17 protein-coding genes are annotated in these 18124 nt (G+C 64.4%); 13 read left to right on the top strand and 4 right to left on the bottom strand.

Annotation, left to right across the window (positions count from 1 at the left end):
- Positions 1–779: glycine-rich domain-containing protein (locus tag AC07X4_RS14225; RefSeq protein WP_494740432.1), on the bottom strand; the 779-nt coding region annotated here is incomplete at its 3' end.
- A gap of 183 nt (positions 780–962) precedes the next feature.
- Complete coding sequence (locus tag AC07X4_RS14230; protein WP_494740433.1) at positions 963–2501, bottom strand: helicase HerA-like domain-containing protein; 1539 nt, start codon at positions 2499–2501, stop codon at positions 963–965.
- 79 nt (positions 2502–2580) lie between these two features.
- Here AC07X4_RS14230 and AC07X4_RS14235 point away from each other — a divergent pair, with 79 nt between their 5' ends.
- From AC07X4_RS14235 to rng, 7 genes are all read left to right on the top strand, one after another.
- Positions 2581–3300 (top strand): YebC/PmpR family DNA-binding transcriptional regulator, encoded by a 720-nt coding sequence (locus AC07X4_RS14235; RefSeq protein WP_494740434.1) that lies wholly within the window; start codon positions 2581–2583, stop codon positions 3298–3300.
- 114 nt (positions 3301–3414) lie between these two features.
- Positions 3415–4695 carry a phosphoribosylamine--glycine ligase gene (purD, locus tag AC07X4_RS14240; protein WP_056746045.1) on the top strand — a complete coding sequence of 427 codons (1281 nt, stop codon included), beginning with the start codon at positions 3415–3417 and terminating at the stop codon, positions 4693–4695.
- Positions 4695–5675, top strand: a complete 981-nt coding sequence (hemF, locus tag AC07X4_RS14245; protein WP_494740435.1) for an oxygen-dependent coproporphyrinogen oxidase — start codon at positions 4695–4697, stop codon at positions 5673–5675. The genes purD and hemF overlap by 1 nt, the downstream gene beginning before the upstream one ends.
- A 194-nt stretch (positions 5676–5869) precedes the next feature.
- Positions 5870–6733 carry a ribosome silencing factor gene (gene rsfS / locus AC07X4_RS14250; protein WP_494740436.1) on the top strand — a complete coding sequence of 288 codons (864 nt, stop codon included), beginning with the start codon at positions 5870–5872 and terminating at the stop codon, positions 6731–6733.
- Positions 6734–6806: 73 nt separating this feature from the next.
- A complete protein-coding gene (gene rlmH, locus AC07X4_RS14255) occupies positions 6807–7274 on the top strand; it encodes a 23S rRNA (pseudouridine(1915)-N(3))-methyltransferase RlmH (protein ID WP_010458753.1) in 468 nt (155 codons plus the stop codon).
- A gap of 264 nt (positions 7275–7538) precedes the next feature.
- The gene (locus AC07X4_RS14260; RefSeq protein WP_440597732.1) at positions 7539–8153 is read left to right on the top strand and encodes a Maf family protein; all 615 of its coding nucleotides are present in this window, start codon (positions 7539–7541) and stop codon (positions 8151–8153) included.
- Between the two features lie 30 nt (positions 8154–8183).
- Positions 8184–9674, top strand: coding sequence for a ribonuclease G (gene rng, locus AC07X4_RS14265; RefSeq protein ID WP_494740437.1), 1491 nt, complete (start codon positions 8184–8186; stop codon positions 9672–9674).
- 25 nt (positions 9675–9699) lie between these two features.
- Here rng and AC07X4_RS14270 read toward each other — a convergent pair whose 3' ends face one another.
- Positions 9700–10308 (bottom strand): glutathione S-transferase family protein, encoded by a 609-nt coding sequence (locus AC07X4_RS14270; protein WP_494740438.1) that lies wholly within the window; start codon positions 10306–10308, stop codon positions 9700–9702.
- 94 nt (positions 10309–10402) lie between these two features.
- Between AC07X4_RS14270 and AC07X4_RS14275 the strand changes: the two genes are divergently transcribed.
- The gene (locus AC07X4_RS14275; RefSeq protein ID WP_494740439.1) at positions 10403–11356 is read left to right on the top strand and encodes a helix-turn-helix transcriptional regulator; all 954 of its coding nucleotides are present in this window, start codon (positions 10403–10405) and stop codon (positions 11354–11356) included.
- Between the two features lie 30 nt (positions 11357–11386).
- Here the strand turns inward: AC07X4_RS14275 and AC07X4_RS14280 are convergent, their stop codons facing one another.
- Entirely contained in the window at positions 11387–12118 is a 732-nt protein-coding gene (locus tag AC07X4_RS14280; RefSeq protein WP_494740440.1) for a TorF family putative porin, read from the bottom strand.
- 172 nt (positions 12119–12290) lie between these two features.
- On the opposite strand from AC07X4_RS14280, the gene AC07X4_RS14285 reads away from it, so the two are divergent.
- The 5 genes from AC07X4_RS14285 (at position 12291) to kdpC (ending at position 18092) form a co-directional block, all read left to right on the top strand.
- Positions 12291–13265: a magnesium and cobalt transport protein CorA gene (locus AC07X4_RS14285; RefSeq protein ID WP_494740441.1), complete on the top strand. Its 975-nt coding sequence runs from the start codon at positions 12291–12293 to the stop codon at positions 13263–13265.
- Positions 13266–13494: 229 nt separating this feature from the next.
- Positions 13495–13593 carry a potassium-transporting ATPase subunit F gene (locus tag AC07X4_RS14290; RefSeq protein WP_055395997.1) on the top strand — a complete coding sequence of 33 codons (99 nt, stop codon included), beginning with the start codon at positions 13495–13497 and terminating at the stop codon, positions 13591–13593.
- A gap of 1 nt (position 13594) precedes the next feature.
- Positions 13595–15400: a potassium-transporting ATPase subunit KdpA gene (gene kdpA / locus AC07X4_RS14295; protein WP_494740442.1), complete on the top strand. Its 1806-nt coding sequence runs from the start codon at positions 13595–13597 to the stop codon at positions 15398–15400.
- Positions 15401–15409: 9 nt separating this feature from the next.
- The gene (kdpB, locus tag AC07X4_RS14300; protein ID WP_494740443.1) at positions 15410–17509 is read left to right on the top strand and encodes a potassium-transporting ATPase subunit KdpB; all 2100 of its coding nucleotides are present in this window, start codon (positions 15410–15412) and stop codon (positions 17507–17509) included.
- Positions 17510–17519: 10 nt separating this feature from the next.
- A complete protein-coding gene (gene kdpC, locus AC07X4_RS14305; protein WP_436139027.1) occupies positions 17520–18092 on the top strand; it encodes a potassium-transporting ATPase subunit KdpC in 573 nt (190 codons plus the stop codon).
- The last annotated feature ends 32 nt before the right edge of the window (positions 18093–18124 follow it).

The raw sequence follows: 18124 nt of genomic DNA on the forward strand, positions 1-18124 counted from the left end.
CCCCCGCCATCCCCGCCGCCGTCACTGCCTGCATCCGAACTCTCGGCACCGCCAAAGTCGCCCGAGCTGCCGCTGTAGCTGCCGTCCGAAAAACTGGTGCCGCAGTAGCTGTCGCCGCCGCTGCCGCCCGCGTCGCTCTTGCGGGCAATGTCGGAGCAGTCAGGCACGTAGCTGAAGCCTCCGGCAATCGCGAACTTGGCGTCCAGTGCAAACAGCAGGGGCAGGCGGCTGGGCGCCTTGGGGTCGATGGATTCTTCCTTGCACACCCAGTACCAGCAGCGGCGCAGTCCGTCGTTGTGGCGCGCCTTGTGGCCCAGCGCCTCGGCGGGTGTGTGGTGCAAAAAGAAACCCAGTGCGTTCTGGCACCACAGTTTGTACGCCTGCGTGTGCAGGATGAATTCGTGCCACAGCGCATCAACCGCCTTGGAAGGCATGGCCACAAACTGCTGGTTGCTGCGCAGGCAGGCCATGAAGAACTGGCGAAGGCCGCGTTCCACCAGCTCACAGTCGCGGGTGCTCAGGTGGGGGTAGGTTTCGCGCAGCTTGCGCTGCAGAAAGCGGGGCAGGGGAGCCTCGCGGATGTAGCGCTGGCGCACTGCGTTGGTCCACTGGATCACCAGCGCCGTGAATATCACGGTGGCAATGAAGTACAGAACCCAGGGCCAGCGCAGGCGCCAGGCGCCTGCAAAGATCCCGAGGATGGCTGCCACCCACACCCCAATGGCCAGCAGCATGACCTTGCCGCCCCAGCGCAGCAGAACGTTTTCAATGCGTGTCATCGTCCCTCCTTCTTTTTGTTGTTGTGTATGGCGATTTCACGGCGGTCATGTGACTGATTTGTGACGAATCGCAGGGTGTCGTCAAAAGGTCACAGGCGCCGTGTTATGCGCTTTCACAGGGAGGCGAGCCAATGGCGGGAGGGGCGCCGCCGGTCTATGACGCCGGGCGCCGCCCCAACGGCGTCAGCGGCGCTTGCTGCCGCCGCCAAAGATGCCGCCGAGCACGCCCCGCAAAATCTCCTTGCCGATCGTGGTGCCCATGGTGCGCACGGCGGACTTGGCCATGGTCTGCGCCAGGCCGTCACGTTTGCCGCCGCGCGGCCCGGTGCTGCCAAACAGCACGTCGTTCAGCCCGCCCAGCAGGCCGCCGCCTTCTTCGGCGGGCGCACCGGTGGCCACCTTGCCGTTGCCTCCGCCCGCTGCGTTACCCGCCTGCCCGCCGGCTTCGGCGGCGCGGCCCTTGAGTTTTTCGTAGGCCGACTCGCGGTCCACCACCTTTTCATACACACCCGCGACCAGAGAACTGGCCATCAGGGCCTGGCGCTGCTGCGGGGTGATGGGGCCCAACTGGCTGCCGGGAGGCAATACAAACACGCGCTCGGTCACGCTGGGGCGGCCCTTGGCGTCCAGAAAGCTCACCAGCGCCTCGCCCACGGCCAGCTCGGTGATGGCGGTTTCGATGTCCAGGCCCGGCTTTTGCCGCATGGTGGTGGCCGTGGCCTTCACGGCCTTTTGGTCACGCGGGGTGAAGGCGCGCAGCGCGTGCTGCACGCGGTTGCCCAGCTGGGCCAGCACGCTGTCGGGGATGTCCAGAGGGTTCTGCGTGACGAAATACACGCCCACGCCCTTGGAGCGCACCAGTCGCACCACCAGCTCGATGCGCTCGATGAGCACCTTGGGCGCCTCGTTGAACAGCAGGTGGGCCTCGTCGAAGAAGAACACCAGCTTGGGCTGCTCTGGGTCGCCGATCTCAGGCAGCTGCTCGAACAGCTCGGACAGCATCCACAAGAGGAAGGTGGCATACAGGCGCGGCGAGTTCATGAGCTTGTCGGCCGCCAGGATATTGACCACGCCGTGGCCGTCCACCGTCTGCATGAAATCCTGGATGTTGAGCATGGGCTCGCCAAAGAACTGCGTGCCGCCCTGCTGCTCGATCTGCAGCAGGCCGCGCTGGATGGCGCCCACGCTGGCGGCACTCACGTTGCCGTACTCGGTGGTGAAGTCCTTGGCGTTGTCGCCCACATATTGCAGCATGGCGCGCAGGTCCTTCAGGTCCAGCAGCAGCATGCCGTTGTCGTCGGCAATCTTGAAGACCAGGTTGAGTACGCCCAGCTGTGTTTCGTTCAGGTTGAGCATGCGGCCCAGCAGCAGCGGGCCCATGTCCGACACAGTGGCGCGCACCGGGTGGCCCTGTTCGCCAAACACATCCCACAGCGTGGTGGGACAGGCCAGGGGCGTGGGCAGGTCCAGGCCCCGCTCCTTGAGTACGCCGGCCAGCTTGTCGCCAATCTTGCCGGGCTGGCTGGCGCCCGTGAGATCGCCCTTCACATCGGCCATGAATACTGGCACGCCGATGCGCGAGAAGTTCTCAGCCAGGGTCTGCAGGGTGACGGTCTTGCCCGTGCCGGTGGCGCCGGTGATGAGCCCGTGGCGGTTGGCCAGGCCGGGAAGCAGGTGGCATTCAATCGTGTCGTGCTTGGCAATCAGCAGGGGTTCGGCCATTTCGGGTTTCCTCGGGGGTACGGGTTCGGCAAAAAGTAAAATCCACCGACTAGATTAAATCAATACAAAAGGACTTCTCGTGGCAGGACACAGTAAATGGGCGAATATCCAGCACCGCAAAGGGCGCCAGGATGAAAAACGCGGCAAGATCTGGACCCGCATCATTCGTGAAATCACTGTGGCCGCCCGTGCCGGTGGCGGCGACCTGTCAGCCAACCCCCGCCTGCGCCTGGCGGTGGACAAGGCCAAGGCGGCCAACATGCCCGCCGACCGCATCAAGTACAACATCGACAAGGCCACGGGCAACGCCGAAGGCCTGACCTACGAAGAAATCCGCTACGAAGGCTATGGCATTGGCGGCGCAGCCATCATGATCGACACCATGACCGACAACCGCGTGCGCACCGTGGCCGAAGTGCGCCATGCGTTCAGCAAACACGGTGGCAACATGGGCACCGAAGGCTCGGTGGTGTTCCAGTTCAAGCACTGCGGCCAGCTGATTTTTGCCCCCGGCACCAGCGAAGACAAGGTGATGGAAGTGGCGCTGGAGGCAGGCGCTGACGACGTGGTGACCGACGAAGACGGCGCGGTGGAGGTGCTGACCGCCCCAGCCGACTTTGAAGCGGTAAAGAACGCGCTGGAGGCCGCAGGCCTGACGGCCGAGGTGGCGGGCGTGACCATGCGGCCCGAAAACACCATCGAACTGACCGGCGAAGATGCCGCCAAGATGCAGAAGCTGCTGGATGTGCTGGAAGACCTGGACGACACGCAAGAGGTCTACCACAACGCGGCGCTGTGACTTTGCATCCGTTGATCACCGCTTTTTTCTTGCCCTGACCTGTTTTCCGACTGATATTCCCCCGAATCCCGCCCAGCAGCGCAGCGCTGTGGGCCGGATTCACAAAAGGTTCCTATGAAAGTACTTGTGATTGGTGGCGGCGGCCGTGAACACGCGATGGCGTGGAAACTGAGCCAGTCCCCCAAGGTGACCAAGGTGTTTGTGGCACCCGGCAACGGTGGCACGGCCCTGAACCCCAAGCTCGAAAACGTGGCGATCTCCGACGTGCGCGAACTGCGCACCTGGGCCCAGGCCGAGAAGATCGCGCTGACGGTGGTGGGCCCCGAGGCGCCCCTGGCCGCTGGTGTGGTCGATGAGTTCCGCGCCAACGGCCTGCGCATCTTCGGCCCCACCAAGGCGGCAGCACAGCTCGAAAGCTCCAAGGCCTTCTCTAAGGCCTTCATGCGCCGCCATGGCATCCCCACGGCCGACTACGACACCTTCACCGACCCGGTCGCCGCCCACGCGTTTGTGGACCGGCTGGGTGCACCCATCGTCATCAAGGCCGACGGCCTGGCAGCGGGCAAGGGCGTGGTCGTGGCCATGACGCTGCAGGAAGCCCACGACGCCGTGGACTTCATGCTGGTGGACAACAAGTACGGTGTGACGCACAACGAAGGCGGCGCGCGCGTGGTGATCGAGGAATTCCTCGAAGGCGAGGAAGCCAGTTTCATCGTGCTGTGCGACGGCAAGAACGTGTTGGCCCTGGCGACCAGCCAGGACCACAAGCGCCTCAAAGACGGCGACGAAGGCCCCAACACCGGCGGCATGGGTGCCTACTCGCCCGCGCCCGTGGTCACGGCCGATGTGCATGCCCGCGCCATGCGCGAGATCATCCTGCCCACGATCCGTGGCATGGAAAAGGACGGCATTCCCTACACCGGCTTCCTGTATGCCGGCCTGATGATCGACGCCAAGGGCCAGCCCAAGACGCTCGAATTCAACTGCCGCATGGGCGACCCCGAGACGCAACCCATCCTCATGCGCCTGAAAAGCGACTTCAGCGACGTGATGGCTGCTGCCGCTGACGGCAAACTCGACCAGATGGAACTGCAATGGGACCGCCGCACCGCACTGGGTGTGGTCATGGCCGCCCATGGCTACCCGGAGAACCCGCGCAAGGGTGACCCCATCACCGGCCTGCCAGCCGAGGCGGACGATGCCGTGGTGTTCCATGCGGGCACGCAGCTGAAGGATGGTGTGGTCAGCGTGACCGGTGGCCGGGTGTTGTGTGTGACGGTGCTGGCCGACAGCGTCAAGCAGGCGCAGCAACGTGCGTATGACGTGGCACGCGGCATCCAGTTTGATGGCGCGCAGTACCGCCGCGATATTGGCTTCCGTGCCCTGAAGAGCTGATGGCAGACGCTCAGACCTTGAACCCTGCCGACACGGTGGCCCGCGTGCGCGGCTACCTGGTGGGCCTTCAGGCCCGCATCACCGATGCGCTGGAAGCCGTGGAAGCCGCTGAAGGCGAGGGCGGCGCACGCTTTCTGGCCGATGCCTGGAGCAAGCCACCCGGCGAGCCGCTGCAGGGTGACGGCATCACCAAGATCATGGAGGGCGGCCGCGTGTTCGAGCGCGCGGGTTGCGGCTTCAGTCATGTGCGCGGCCCGCAGCTGCCACCTTCGGCCACGCAGCACCGGCCCGAGCTGGCGGGTGCGCCGTTCGAGGCCATGGGCGTGTCGCTGGTGTTCCACCCGCGCAACCCGTATGTGCCCACGGTGCACATGAACGTGCGCATGATCGCCGCCGGCCACCCCGGTCAGGCGCCCACCTGCTGGTTTGGCGGCGGCATGGACCTCACGCCTTACTACGGGTTTGAAGAGGATGCGGTGCACTTTCACCGCACCTGCCGCGATGCGCTCAGCGCCTTTGGCGACGACAAGTACCGCCGCTTCAAGCAATGGTGCGACGAGTACTTTTATCTCAAGCATCGCAGCGAGCAGCGCGGCGTGGGCGGCGTGTTCTATGACGATTTCTCGGAGCTGGGCTTTGAACAAAGCCTGGCGATGACGCAGTCGGTGGGCGACGCCTTTCTGGGCGCCTACCTGCCCATCGTGGAAAAGCGCCAGAACACGCCCTTTGGCGAGCGCGAACGCGACTTCCAGCTTTATCGCCGGGGCCGCTATGTCGAGTTCAACCTGGTGTGGGATCGGGGTACACACTTTGGCCTGCAGTCGGGCGGGCGAACTGAGTCCATTTTGCTGTCCATGCCGCCGCTTGTGTCGTGGTCTTACCAGCGCTCTGACCCAGCCGATTCGGCCGAAGCCGACCTCACGCAGCGTTTTCTGGTGCGGCGCGACTGGCTGGCTGGCGAGTCCGCTGCAGCGGTGTAAAAGCCTTGAAAAGCGCAAAAGCTATAATTTCAATAGCTGCCCGCGCTTTTCACACCAGCGCAAGAGGCCAAAAGCACCTCAAACTCACGCAGTGCCACCGCGCAACAGCTGCGCAACACCCAAGGCGCAGCCCTACTGGTTGCGCGCTGCGTTGCACGCTATATTGATTCCATTTCCTCTCTAATCACCGCCTGATGACCACCTCCACCAAATCGGAAACCGCTGCCAAAAAAGACGTCACCAAACTCCAGCGCGCCATCGTTGATGGCCTGGAAGACGTCAAGGCGCAAGACATCCAGGTCTTCAACACCGAGCATCTCTCGCCGCTGTTTGAACGGGTGATCGTGGCATCGGGCACCTCCAACCGCCAGACCAAGGCCCTGGCCGCCAGCGTACGCGACGCGGTCAAGGAAGCTGGGTTCTCCAAGCCCCGCATCGAAGGCGAAGACAACGGCGAATGGATCATCGTGGACTGTGGCGCGGCTGTGGCGCACATCATGCAACCGGCCATCCGCCAGTACTACCGCCTGGAAGAGCTGTGGGGCGACACCCCCGTGCGTCTGAAGCTTGGCGCAGCCAAGCCGGTGTCCAGCGCGGCCACGGAGTTGGCCGAGAAGAAGTCGGCTCAGAAGGCGGCCAAGTCTGACGCCAAGGCGGCAGGCAAGGCGCCCGCCAAGAAGGCGGCGGCCCCCATCGTAGCCGCCCGTTCGGGCAAGGCCACCGTCAAGGCGGTCGCCAAGAACGCTGCGAAGACTGCTGCCAAAACAGCCCCCAAGCCCGCTGCAAAAACTGCCGCCAAGGCTGCACCTGCCAAATCGGCTGCCAAGACAAGCACCGCCAAGCCAGCCAGCAAGACCACTGGCGCAGTTGCCACCAAGAAGCCCGCAGCCACCAAGGCTCCTGTCAAGACGGTGGTGGTCAAGCCCGGTGGCGCCAAGAAGCCTGCGGCCAAGAAGTCGCCAGCTGCCAAGTCCCCTGCGCGCGCAGCTGCCAAGCCAGCCTCCGCATCGGGCTCCAAGCCCGCGGCCAAGAAGGCACCTGCTCGCAGCAAGGGCTGATCCGTTTCAGCTGCCGCGCGCTCCATCGCTTGCGCGCGGCAGCGGTGACTCCCTCACGCATCCAGGTTGAACCATGAAGCTGCTGATAGTGGCGGTCGGTCAGCGGGTGCCCGACTGGGCGCAGACCGCGTACGACGATTACGCCAAACGTTTTCCACCTGAACTCAAGGTCGAGCTCAAGGCCGTCAAGACCGAGCCGCGCGGCTCCAAGACGCTGGAGACGCTCTATGCCGCCGAGCGCGAGCGCATCGAAGCCGCCATTCCGCGTGGCACGCGCGTGGTGGCACTGGACGAGCGCGGTACCAACCTCACCACCAAGGCCCTGGCCGAACGGCTCAAGGGCTGGCAACTGGGCGGTGACGACGTGGCATTGGTCATCGGTGGCCCCGACGGGCTGGACCCGGCCTTTCGCCAGGGTGCGCACGAGCGTATCCGCCTCTCGGACCTGACTTTGCCGCACGCCATGGTGCGGGTGCTGCTCATCGAGCAGCTGTACCGCGCCTGGTCGGTGAACGCCGGGCATCCTTACCATCGTGAATGAAGCAGACCCTTTGTGATGATGGTCTGTGCTACTCCTGTTTTCATAGCTGCTGGCGCGTGATGAATAAGCGTATGGGATGTCCTGCATCACTCCCCGCGGTCTGTGATAGCGCGGCCTCGGGCAGTCCGCTGCGTTGCTTTTCTTGCCAATAGCCCGGCTATTGGCTGCAAAAAGACGCCTTGCGGCCTATCCCGATCCGCACTACCACCGACTTGCGAGGGTGATGCAGGACATCCCTAGCCGATTTTTATTCAAAATCCGTTCATGCCCGACTTCATCTACCTCGCCTCCCAGAGCCCGCGCCGCCGCCAGTTGCTTGAACAGTTGGGCGTGCGCCACGAACTGCTGCTGCCCAACGTGGATGGCGACGAGCCCGAAGACGCTGAAGCCATCGAGGTGGTGCTGCCCGGCGAAGCGCCCACAGCGTACGTGGAGCGCGTGACGGCCCTCAAGCTCGACGCGGCCGTGGCCCGGCGTGCACGGCGCCAGTTACCGGATGCGCCCATCCTGTGTTCCGACACCACCGTGGCCCTGGGCCGTACCATCTATGGCAAGCCCGACGATGCCGCGCATGCGGCACGCATGCTGGCTGAACTGGCAGGGCACGAGCACCGCGTGCTCACCGCCGTGGCTCTGCAGGTAGGCACCAAACGGCTGACGGCCCTGTCGGTATCGCGCGTCACTTTCGCGCCCATGGCACCTGTGCAAATCGAGGCGTATGTGGCTACGGGCGAGCCGCTGGGCAAGGCAGGCGCCTACGGCATCCAGGGCCGGGCGGCGGCGTATGTGGAGCACCTGGCGGGCAGCTATTCGGGCATCATGGGGCTGCCGATGTACGAGACCGCGCAGCTGCTGCGCGCAGCGGGCTTTGCGATCTGAGCGACGCCAACCAAAGACAACAACAACGCCATGCAACAAGACATCCTGATCAATTGGTCCCCCCAGGAAACCCGGGTGGCCGTGGTGGAGCACGGCGCCGTGCAGGAGCTGCACATCGAGCGCACGCTGGAGCGGGGCCTGGTGGGCAACGTCTACCTGGGCAAGGTCTCGCGCGTGCTGCCGGGCATGCAGTCGGCCTTCATCGACATCGGGCTGGAGCGTGCGGCCTTTTTGCATGTGGCCGATGTGTGGCAGCGCCAGCCCGATGGCGAGCCGCCCGCGTTCGCCCGCAAGACCGAACCCCAGGTGCCCATCGAGAAGCAGGTGTTCGAGGGCCAGGCGCTCATGGTGCAGGTCATCAAGGACCCGATTGGCACCAAGGGCGCGCGGTTGTCCACGCAGATCAGCATTGCCGGTCGCCTGCTGGTGTTTTTGCCGCAGGACGACCATGTGGGCGTGTCGCAGAAGATCCCGCCCGCCGAGCGCGATGCGCTGCGCGCGCGGCTGCAGGCGCTTGTGGGCGACAAATCCACGGGCGGTGGCGGCGGCTTCATCCTGCGCACCAACGGCGAAGATTCCACCGATGCCGAGCTGGCCGAAGACATCGCCTACCTGCGCAAGACCTGGGCGCGCATCAAGGAGGCATCGCTCAAGCTGCCCGCGATGTCGCTCTTGCACCAGGACCTGGACCTGCTGCAGCGCGTGCTGCGCGATCTGGTGGGCGACCACACGCAGACCATCCGCCTGGATTCGATGGAGCAGTTCCAGCGCCTGCGCGCGTTCGGGCAGGAGTTCATGCCCGCAGCCGCTGGCAAGCTGCAGCACTACAAGGGTGAGCGGCCGATTTTTGACCTGTACTCCATCGATGAGGAAGTGGCCAAGGCGCTGGGCCGCCGCGTCGATTTGAAATCGGGCGGCTACCTCATCGTGGACCAGACCGAGGCGCTCACCACCATTGACGTGAACACCGGCGGCTACGTGGGTGCGCGTAATTTTGACGACACCATCTTCAAGACCAACCTGGAGGCCGCGCAAGCCATTGCGCGTCAGCTGCGTCTGCGCAACCTGGGCGGCATCATCATCGTGGACTTCATCGACATGGTGCGGGACGACCACCAGCAGGCCGTGCTGTCGGAGTTCAAAAAGCAGCTGGCCCGCGACAGGGTCAAGACCATGTCATCTGGCACCTTCTCGCAACTGGGTCTGGTGGAGATGACGCGCAAGCGCACCCGCGAATCACTGGCACACATGCTGTGCGAGCCCTGCGAGGTGTGCCAGGGCAAGGGCAGCGTCAAAACCGCGCGCAGCGTGTGCTACGACATCCTGCGCGAGATCCTGCGCGAAGCCCGCCAATTCAACCCGCGCGAGTTCCGCGTGGTGGCGTCCGCGCGGGTGGTGGAGCTGTTCCTGGACGAAGAAAGCCAGCACCTGGCCGGCCTCTCTGACTTCATCAAAAAGCCCATCTCGCTGCAGGCCGAAAGCGCGATGGGGCAGGAGCAGTACGACATCGTGCTGCTGTAGCGGCACTCTTGATCGACTGAGGGCGTCAGGCCTCGATTTGCATCGCAGGGCGCGCCTGCACCCGCGCCAGCCAGGCCTGCACATGCGGGTGTGCATTGACGGGTGCACCCAGGTACACGCTGTAGCCCAGCACCGAGCCCACCACCAGATCCACTAGCGAATAGTCCGCGCCCAGCATCCAGGGCTGGGCGGCCAGGCGGGCATCCAGCAGGGTGAGCAGGTCGTTCAGCCCCGCTGTGGCTGCCTGTGCATGGGCAGGGCTGCGCAGCGCCTCTTCGCCCTGCGTGGCCAACTGCAGGCGCACCAGCACCGTGCCATAGGTCACGTACGCCCAGGTGCACCACGACAGCGCCTGCAGCGCCTCGGGCGTGCCGGCGGCAGGCCACAGGCCACGCTCGATGCCGTAGCGGTGGCCCAGCCACAGGTGGATGGCCAGGGCCTCGAACATGGGCGCACCGTCCACCGCCAGCGTGGGGACCTTGCCGTTGGGGTTCAGGGCGAGATATTCGGGGCGGCGCTGCTCGCCGGTGCGGATGTCGATCTTCACGCGCTCGTGGGGCACGCCCAGCTCGGTGAGTGCGCAGGCAATCGGGGTGGCGCTGGACATGGGGTGCCAGTAAAGGACGATGGACATGGAAAACTCCTTGGTCGTGGTGGAAGAAAAAGTGGAGTCACTGTAAGAACCATTGCGGACAATTTCAGTCCTCGATTCAACGTACAGTGGCGGCATGCTCAGTTCTTCCACACGCCTGTTGCGCCTGCTGTCCCTGCTGCAAACCCGCAGCCACTGGATGGGCCCCGAGCTGGCCGAGCGGCTGGAAGTGCATCCGCGCACGCTGCGGCGCGACATCGATCGCCTGCGCCAGCTGGGCTACCCGGTGCAGGCCAGCAGTGGCGTGGCGGGCGGCTATGCCTTTCGCGCGGGGCAGGCGTTGCCCCCGTTGCTGCTCGACGATGAAGAAGCCCTGGCCGTATCGATTGCGCTGCGCACCGCCACTGCGGGTGCCGTGGGCGGCATTGAAGAGCCCGCCTTGCGCGCCTTGGTGAAACTGGAGCAGGCCATGCCTCTGCGGCTGCGTGAGCAGGTGGACGCGTTGCGCTCCACCATCCTGCCGCTGGACCGCACCGGGCCGGTGGTGGAGGCCTCGCTGTTGGCCACGCTGGCATCTGCATGTCGAGACCAGTTGCGGCTTGACTTCTCGTACGAAGACGGCAAGGGGCGCGCTACCCAGCGCTCGGTGGAGCCACAGGGCGTGGTGCACACCGGCATGCGCTGGTACCTGGTGGCGTGGGACTGCGACCGTGGCGACTGGCGCACCTTTCGCATCGACCGCATGGTGGGCGAGCCGCAGGTGGGCGCGCATTTCGCGCCCCGGACGTCGCCCGACGGGGGGGATTTGAAGGGCTACGTGTCGCGCTCCATCTCTGCGCCGCACCATGCCGAACAGGCGAGGGTGGTGCTGCACGTGCCCTACGCTGTCATGTCGCGCCGCATCCCGCAGTCTGCTGGTGTGGTGTCCAGCCTGGACCAGGGCCAGCGTTGCCAGCTGGAATGCGCGGCCAATGACTCGCTGGTGTACTGGCTGATGGCGCTCGACGTCGAGTTCGAGCTGCTGGCACCCGCGTCGCTCAAAGAGCGGCTGCGGGTGGCGGGGGAACGGGCGCTGCGGTGCGCGCTGTGAAGGCCCGTTGCTTGTCCGTGGAGGACGGGGTTACAGGGTTTTGGTCAGCGTGACGATCACGCGCGACTTGTTGACATGGCCGAAGAAGGCCTTCTTGTTGGCGCCGACCACGGCCGCGCCGAGGGACAGGCCACCGCCGAAGTCGTAGGCACCGCCCACGCTGTAGTCCATGTAGTTGGGCACGCCCAGGTCCTTGATGTCGCTGGCAAAACGCGTGAAGCCCACCGAGGCCTTCACGGTGACGCTGGGCGCCACTTCCTGCGCAAAGCCGAAGTTCAGGTAGCCCGTGTTGCGGCCCTTCAGGCCCGAGCCGGACTTGGCACCGGCAAAGCCGAAGTAGTCCTTGGAGATGGTGTGCGAGTACTTGGCGGTGAAGGGGCCCATGGTGGCCGCGCCGTACAGCTCGGTGGTGTTGCCGTTGCTGTTGCCGGGGTAGATGTAGGTCAGGGCGCCCACGTCCAGGTCGGCGCCGCCAGCCTTGAACTTGTAGCCGCCGTACAGGTCGGATTCCAGCGAGTTGTTGGCCAGCCAGTCCACGCTGGAGTTCCAGTTGCCCACGTACCAGCCGGTGTCGCCGAAGGCGTAGTCAAAACCGCCTTGCAGGGCGGGCTTGACGGCCTTGGCCTTGGTGGCGTCCTGGTCCTGGCCACGGAACTTGTAGTTGGTGGTCAGGCTGACGTTGCCGGTGAGCTGGGCACTGGCCAGCATGGGAAGGGCTGCCAGCAGGGCGACGGCGAGTACTTTGGAAAAGGCGGGATTCATGGCAACAATTGTTGAGAAAAAGACAAGAGCGCAAGCGTAGAAAAGCCTGCGTATAAAGTTCGCAAAAATTGCAGCCCACGCCGTAAATGTTGCGCAAGCCCGTGGATCTGGGGCGTTGTGGCAATGGCAAGATTGCTTGCATCTTCCATTCTGTGTTGCAAGGGGTGCTGCGGTGTTGATCAATTGTGTTGTGTACGAGGACGGCACCAAGCTGGCCGACATCCCCGTCAGCGAGATCAGCGAGCACGTTTCACTGCCAGGGTGTTTCGTGTGGGTGGCTTTGCAGGATGCCACCCCGCAGGAACTGGATGAGCTGCAGGCCGAGTTCGGCCTGCACCCACTGGCGGTAGAAGACGCCCGGCATGGCCACCAGCGGCCCAAGGTCGAGGAGTACGCGTCCTCCCTCTTCGTGGTGCTGCATTTGCTTGAATCCAGCGGTGCTGCCGATCCGGTGTCACGGCTTGGTGAGCTCAATGTTTTTGTTGGCAAGAACTATGTGGTGTCGGTGCGCAACCGCAGTCAACGTGGATTTGTGGATGTGCGTGCGCGCTGCGAGCAGGAACCCGAGCTGTTGCGCAATGGGCCGGGCTTTGTGTTGTATGCACTCATGGATGCGGTGGTGGACCGCTATTTCCCGGTCATCGATGCGCTGGAGGTGGAGCTGGAAACCATCGAACAGCAGATCTTTACGCAGGGCGCTGCGCGAGCCAGCATCCGGCGGTTGTACGAACTCAAACAGCGCCTCACCGTGCTCAAGCATGCAGTGGCCCCGTTGCTGGAAGGGGCGGCCAAGCTGCATGGTGGGCGTGTTCCGCAGATCTGCATGGGCTCGCAGGAGTACTTTCGTGACGTGGTGGACCACCTGAGCCGGATCAACACCTCGATTGATTCCATTCGCGACACGATCGGCACCGCCATCCACGTCAACCTTTCCATGGTGACCATCGAGGATGGGGAGGTCGTCAAGCGCCTAGCCGCATGGGCCAGCCTGTTTGCCGTATGCACGGCGTTTGCGGGCATCTGGGGCATGAACTTTGACAGCATGCCCGAGCTGAAATGGCGCTATGGCTACGCGGCTGCGCTCGCGCTCATCGCAAGCACCTGTGGCTATCTGTACTACCGCTTTCGCAAGGCGGGTTGGCTGTAGACCCGTCTGCGATCTGCTGACCGGGCAGGCATTTTTACGCCATTTTTACGGCGCCCTCCACAACCTGTGCACACTTTTTACGGCCACCTTCTGAGAATCAAACATACGTTTTGATGCAGGAGTTGTCGATGGACGTGTTATGGATTGCCGCGCTGGCGGCGTTGTGGGTGGTCATGGCTGAGGCCGTGGTTTTGCTGGGCAAGTTCGGCCCGGCCAAGGGGGAGCGTTCATGATCGGCATGGAAATGCTCTATGGCTTTGGCGCCATCGTGGCCTTGGTGCTGCTGGCCTACCTGATATTTGCGCTGATCTGCGCGGAGGAGTTCTGAGATGGATACCTCTGCCTGGAGCCTGCTGGGGCTCTTCCTGATCGTGCTGGGCGTGCTGGCGTGGCCGCTTGGCAAATGGCTGGCTGCAGTCTGTGATGGCCGCCTGCCAAGGTGGATGCATGCCATCGAAAAACCTTTGTATAAGCTGGCCGGGGTCGCGCCGGAACAGATGATGCACTGGCGCAGCTATGCGCTGGCGCTGCTGGCTTTCAATGCCATCGGCGCTTTTGCGGTGTATGGCCTGCAGCGTTTGCAGCACCTGCTGCCGCTCAATCCGCAGGGCATGGCCGCAGTGTCGGGCGATTCTTCGTTCAACACCGCCATCAGCTTTGTCTCCAACACCAACTGGCAGGGCTATGGGGGCGAGTCCACCATGAGCTACCTCACGCAGATGCTGGGCCTGTCGGTGCAGAACTTCTTCTCGGCGGCCACCGGCATCGCCGTGGCATTTGCGCTGACGCGCGGTTTTGCAGCGCGCAGCACCGATGGCCAAGGCTTTGTGGGCAACTTCTGGGCCGATGTCACGCGCATCACGGCATGGGTGCTGGTGCCCATCGCGTTTGTGATTTCCATCGTGCTGGTCGGGCAGGGCGTGATCCAGAACTTTGACGCCTACAAGGATGTGGCGACGCTGGAGACAACGGCCTATGAAGTGCCCAAGCTCGACCCGTCGGGCCGGCCTGTGGTGGGGAGCGATGGCGCACCGGTGATGGAAGCCAAGACAAGCAACACCCAGACTCTGGCCATGGGCCCGGTGGCATCGCAGGAAGCCATCAAGATGCTGGGCACCAACGGCGGTGGCTTTTTTAATGCCAACTCCGCCCATCCCTATGAGAACCCGACGGCCCTGACCAACTTTGTGCAGATGCTGGCGATTTTTCTGATTCCCGCCGCACTGTGTTTTGCGTTTGGCCGGATCGTAGGCGACCAACGCCAGGGCTTTGCGATCCTGGCGGCCATGACGGTGATGTTTGTGGTGGCCGTGATCGCTGTGGTGGCTGCAGAACAAGCCGGCAATCCGCAATGGGTGGGGCTGGGCGTGGAGCAAACCGCCAGTGCCCTGCAAGCGGGGGGCAACATGGAAGGCAAGGAGGTACGGTTCGGCATCAATGCGTCGGCACTGTTCGCTGCCGTGACCACTGCCGCCTCGTGTGGTGCCGTGAACGCCATGCACGACTCCTTCACGCCCCTGGGCGGCATGGTGCCGCTGGTGCTGATGCAGCTGGGCGAAGTGGTGTTTGGTGGTGTGGGCACGGGCCTCTATGGCATGTTGGTGTTTGCCATCCTCGCCGTCTTCATGGCGGGCCTCATGATTGGCCGCACGCCGGAGTACCTGGGCAAAAAGATCGAGGTGCGTGAGATGAAGCTCACCTCGGCGGCCATCCTGGTCACGCCCATTCTGGTGCTGGTGGGCACGGCGATTGCTGTGGCCACGGACGCGGGCAGGGCGGGCATCGCCAACCCGGGTGCGCATGGGTTCTCTGAAATTCTGTATGCGCTGACGTCTGCCGCCAACAACAACGGCAGCGCCTTTGCGGGCCTGTCGGCCAACACGCCGTTCTATAACGTGCTGCTGGGGTTGGCGATGTGGCTGGGCCGTTTCGGCGTGATCGTGCCGGTGCTGGCCATCGCGGGTTCGCTGGCAGCCAAGAAGCGCTTGCCTGTCACGGCGGGCACCATGCCCACACACGGTCCCTTGTTTGTCACGCTGCTGATCGGCACCGTGCTGCTGGTGGGTCTTCTCAATTACGTGCCCTCCCTGGCCCTGGGTCCGATGGTGGAGCACCTGATGCTCCGGGTTCAGTGAGGTATGGCAATGACCAAGAAAAAAACTTCTTCCGTTTCGCTGCTGGATGCAGCGTTGATCAAGACCGCGCTCTGGGGCGCGCTGGCCAAGCTCAGTCCGTTTGTGCAGTGGCGCAACCCGGTGATGTTCATCGTGTATATCGGCAGCATCTTCACCACGCTGCTGTGGCTGCATGCACTCAATGCGCCTGAGGATGCGAGCATGCGCCCAGCGTTTGTGCTGGCCATCACGGTCTGGCTGTGGTTCACCGTGCTGTTTGCCAATTTTGCCGAAGCGCTGGCGGAAGGGCGCAGCAAGGCGCAAGCCGCCTCGCTGCGCGGGCTGCGCAAGGAAACCTGGGCCAAGAAGCTCAAGGAGCCTGTGCACGGTGCTGCGTTTTTGCCCGAGCTGGCCACCAACCTGCGCCGGGGCGATGTGGTGCTGGTGGAGGCTGGCGATGTGATCCCGCTGGACGGCGAGGTGATCGAGGGCGTGGCCTCGGTGGACGAGAGCGCCATCACCGGCGAATCGGCCCCTGTGGTGCGTGAATCCGGTGGCGATTTTTCTGCCGTGACCGGCGGCACCCGGGTGCTGTCCGACTGGCTGGTGGTGCGCGTGGCAGTGAACCCGGGCGAGTCGTTCCTCGACCGGATGATCGGCATGGTGGAAGCCGCCAAGCGCCAGAAAACCCCCAACGAGATCGCGCTGACCATTTTGCTGGTGGCGCTGACCATCGTGTTCCTGGTCGTTACCGTGACCTTGCTGCCGTTTTCGATTTTCAGCGTGCAGGCGTCGGGCGCGGGCACCGTGGTCTCGCTGACCGCGCTGGTGGCCCTGCTGGTGTGCCTGATCCCCACCACCATTGGCGGTCTGCTGTCCGCCGTGGGGGTGGCTGGCATGAGCCGCATGATGCAGGCCAATGTGATCGCCACCTCGGGCCGGGCCGTGGAGGCCGCAGGTGACGTGGACGTGCTGCTGCTGGACAAGACCGGCACCATCACCCACGGCAACCGCCAGGCCAGCGCATTTTTGCCTGCACCGGGTGTGTCCAAAGAGCGCCTTGCGCGCGCTGCCTTGCTGGCGTCGCTGGCAGATGAAACGCCGGAAGGCCGCAGCATTGTGGAGCTGGCCCGCCGCGCTGGCGTGGACGGCCAGAACCCGCTGGGCGTCAAGCTGGTGCCCTTCACAGCCCAGACCCGCATGAGCGGCGTGGACCTGCCCGCAGGCGAGGGGCAGCCGGAATCTGCGGGCACCATGCTGCGCAAGGGCGCCGTGCTGGCACTGGCCAAGCATGTGGAAGCTCTGGGCGGCAAGATGCCCCAGGATGTCATGAGCGCGGCCGACCAGGTGGCCCTGCGCGGCAGCACGCCCCTGGCGGTGGCCGAGGGCAGCCATGTGCTGGGCATCGTCGAGCTCAAGGACATCGTCAAGGCGGGCATCAAGGAGCGCTTCATCGAGCTGCGCCGCATGGGCATCAAGACCGTGATGATCACCGGCGACAACAAGCTCACGGCAGCGGCCATCGCGGCCGAGGCGGGGGTGGACGATTTCCTGGCCGAAGCCACGCCCGAAGACAAGCTGGAGCTGATCCGCAAGTACCAGGCCGAAGGCCGGCTGGTGGCCATGACCGGCGACGGGACTAACGATGCCCCTGCACTCGCTCAGGCCGACGTGGCCGTGGCTATGGGCAGCGGCACACAGGCCGCCAAGGATGCGGGCAACATGGTGGACCTGGACTCCAACCCCACCAAGTTGCTTGAAGTGGTGGAGACCGGCAAGGCGCTCTTGATGACACGCGGCTCGCTCACTACCTTCTCCATCGCGAACGATGTGGCGAAATACTTCGCCATCGTGCCTGCCATCTTCGTGTCCACCTACCCGCAGCTGTCCGCGCTCAATGTCATGCAGCTGGCAAGCCCTTCGTCCGCCATCCTGTCGGCCGTGATCTTCAATGCGCTGGTGATCGTGTTCCTGATTCCCCTGGCCTTGAGCGGTGTGCGCTACCGCCCGGTGGGTGCGGCGGCGCTGCTGCGTCGCAACCTGGCCATTTATGGGCTGGGCGGGCTGCTGGTGCCGTTTGTGGGCATCAAGCTGATTGACTGGATACTTGTGGCCGTCGGGCTGATCTGAGGAGATTCTGATGAAAAACATTCTTCGCCCCGCGCTGGTGCTGTTTGCCTTGTTGAGCGTGCTGACCGGGCTGCTGTATCCGCTGGTGGTGACGGGCGCCGCCCAGGCGGTGTTCCCCCAGCAGGCAGCGGGCAGTCTGGTGCAGCGCAATGGCCAGACCGTCGGTTCCTCGCTGATTGGACAGAACTTTTCTGACCCCGGACATTTCTGGGGTCGCCCATCGGCCACGGCGCCCATGCCGTACAACGCGGCGGCGTCCAGCGGTTCCAACCAGGGGCCGCTCAATCCGGCGCTGGCCGATGCCGTGAAAGCGCGCGTGGAAGCCCTGCGCGCGGCCGACCCCGGCAACACGGCCCCCGTGCCGGTGGACCTGGTCACGGCCTCGGCCAGTGGCCTGGACCCTCACATCAGCCTGGCTGCGGCGCAGTACCAGGCAGGGCGCGTGGCGCGGGCCCGCAGCCTGCCGGTGGCCAGCGTGAATGCCGTGATTGGCAAGCACGCGGAGCAGCCGCTGTGGGGGCTGCTGGGTGAACCCCGGGTGAACGTGCTGGCGCTGAACCTGGCGCTCGACGGCTTGCGCTGACGTGCGCTTAGATGCTCTGACTTTTGGCACCG

The organism is Acidovorax sp. GW460-11-11-14-LB4 (assembly GCF_059423685.1).

Excerpts from the sequence above, each read along its gene's own strand:
- AC07X4_RS14230 (WP_494740433.1), bottom strand. The coding sequence starts at position 2,501 with ATGGCCGAACCCCTGCTGATTGCCAAGCACGACACGATTGAATGCCAC.
- purD (WP_056746045.1), top strand. The coding sequence starts at position 3,415 with ATGAAAGTACTTGTGATTGGTGGCGGCGGCCGTGAACACGCGATGGCG.
- rlmH (WP_010458753.1), top strand. The coding sequence starts at position 6,807 with ATGAAGCTGCTGATAGTGGCGGTCGGTCAGCGGGTGCCCGACTGGGCG.
- AC07X4_RS14280 (WP_494740440.1), bottom strand. The coding sequence starts at position 12,118 with ATGAATCCCGCCTTTTCCAAAGTACTCGCCGTCGCCCTGCTGGCAGCC.
- hemF (WP_494740435.1), top strand. The coding sequence starts at position 4,695 with ATGGCAGACGCTCAGACCTTGAACCCTGCCGACACGGTGGCCCGCGTG.
- AC07X4_RS14275 (WP_494740439.1), top strand. The coding sequence starts at position 10,403 with ATGCTCAGTTCTTCCACACGCCTGTTGCGCCTGCTGTCCCTGCTGCAA.
- kdpB (WP_494740443.1), top strand. The coding sequence starts at position 15,410 with ATGACCAAGAAAAAAACTTCTTCCGTTTCGCTGCTGGATGCAGCGTTG.
- AC07X4_RS14270 (WP_494740438.1), bottom strand. The coding sequence starts at position 10,308 with ATGTCCATCGTCCTTTACTGGCACCCCATGTCCAGCGCCACCCCGATT.
- kdpA (WP_494740442.1), top strand. The coding sequence starts at position 13,595 with ATGGATACCTCTGCCTGGAGCCTGCTGGGGCTCTTCCTGATCGTGCTG.
- AC07X4_RS14260 (WP_440597732.1), top strand. The coding sequence starts at position 7,539 with ATGCCCGACTTCATCTACCTCGCCTCCCAGAGCCCGCGCCGCCGCCAG.
- rsfS (WP_494740436.1), top strand. The coding sequence starts at position 5,870 with ATGACCACCTCCACCAAATCGGAAACCGCTGCCAAAAAAGACGTCACC.
- kdpC (WP_436139027.1), top strand. The coding sequence starts at position 17,520 with ATGAAAAACATTCTTCGCCCCGCGCTGGTGCTGTTTGCCTTGTTGAGC.
- rng (WP_494740437.1), top strand. The coding sequence starts at position 8,184 with ATGCAACAAGACATCCTGATCAATTGGTCCCCCCAGGAAACCCGGGTG.
- AC07X4_RS14290 (WP_055395997.1), top strand. The coding sequence starts at position 13,495 with ATGATCGGCATGGAAATGCTCTATGGCTTTGGCGCCATCGTGGCCTTG.